This is a genomic window from Nonomuraea marmarensis, assembly GCF_043197025.1.
Taxonomy (GTDB): Bacteria; Actinomycetota; Actinomycetes; order Streptosporangiales; family Streptosporangiaceae; genus Nonomuraea; species Nonomuraea marmarensis.
The window spans coordinates 1-1,287 of sequence record NZ_JBICRM010000115.1; the positions used below are offsets into that span (position 1 = coordinate 1).

Here is a 1,287-nt window from a genome sequence, read left to right on the forward strand (position 1 = left end):
GGGCGACGAGGTGGGCGCCGTTGACGGCACGCCAGCGGGCTTGGGCGGATTCGATCAGTTTGAAGGCCATGGCCAGGCCGGCGGCGCGGGAGCCGGGTCCTTTGGTGACCTTGGTGCGGTGTCGGACGGTGGCGAAGGTGGACTCGATGGGGTTGGTGGTGCGTAGATGCCGCCAATGCTCGGCGGGGTAGTCGTAGAAGGCCAGCAGCTCCTCCACGTCGTCGACGATCTTGGCCACCGCCTTGGGGAACTTGGTGCCGTAGGCGGTCTCGAAGGCGCCAACCGCGGCGAGCGCCTGGTCCTTGCCCTCGGCGTTCCAGATCTCGGCCAGCGCCTTCTTCGCGCCGGGATGGGCCGACTTGGGTAGCGCCCCCAGCACATTGCCGATTTTGTGAAACCAGCACCTTTGGGCCTTGGCCTGCGGGAACACCTCAGCCAGCGCCGACCAGAAGCCGAGCGCGCCGTCACCGATGGCCAGCACCGGAGCGCGCAGCCCGCGCCGCCGGCAATCGCGCAGCAGATCGGCCCACGACTCGGTCGATTCGCGGTAGCCGTCGCTCAGCGCGATGAGCTCCTTGCGGCCGTCGGCGCGCACGCCGATCAGCACCAGCAGGCACAGTTTGTGCTCTTCGAGGCGGATATTGACGTGGATGCCGTCGGCCCAGATGTACACGTAGTCGACGCCGGACAGGTCCCGGGAGGCGAACGCTCGCTGATCGGCCTTCCACTGCTCGGTGAGCTTGGTGATGACCGGCGCCGACAGCCCGGCGGACGAGCCGAGGAACTGGCCCAGCGCGGGCACGAAGTCACCGGAGGACAGCCCGTGCAGATAGAGCAGCGGCAGCACCTCGGTGATGGCGGGAGTCTTACGGCACCACGGCGGCAAAATCGCCGAGGAGAACCGCTGCCGCTGTCCAGTCTGCTCATCGACGCGCTTGTCGTTGACCCGCGGGGCACGCACCTCAATCGCGCCCGCGCTGGTCAGCACCTGCCGCGGCTCGTGATGGCCATTGCGCACCACCAGGCGGCGGCCAGCCTCGTCACGCTCGTCGGCGAACTGGGTGATGTAGGCGTCCACTTCGGCCTTGAGGGCCTCAGCGAGCATCCGGCGAGCTCCCTCACGGACGAGCTCGTCGATCGGCGAGGAGGAGCTGGCAAGATCACCCGTGAGGCGACGGTCGTCGGCGGGATCAGGGACTACGGTAAGCATGGGTGTGCCTTCCCAGCCGACGGGCCAACGTCGGCATGCGTGTGAGACCTCAAACGATCACCGGGAAGGTACACCCT

General features: G+C 67.8%; 1 protein-coding gene. It reads right to left on the minus strand.

What is annotated here, in order from left to right; genetic code table 11:
- The coding region (locus ACFLIM_RS50195) for an IS256 family transposase (RefSeq protein WP_393178024.1) at positions 1–1,210 on the minus strand (1,210 nt) is incomplete at its 3' end.
- Positions 1,211–1,287 lie beyond the last annotated feature (77 nt).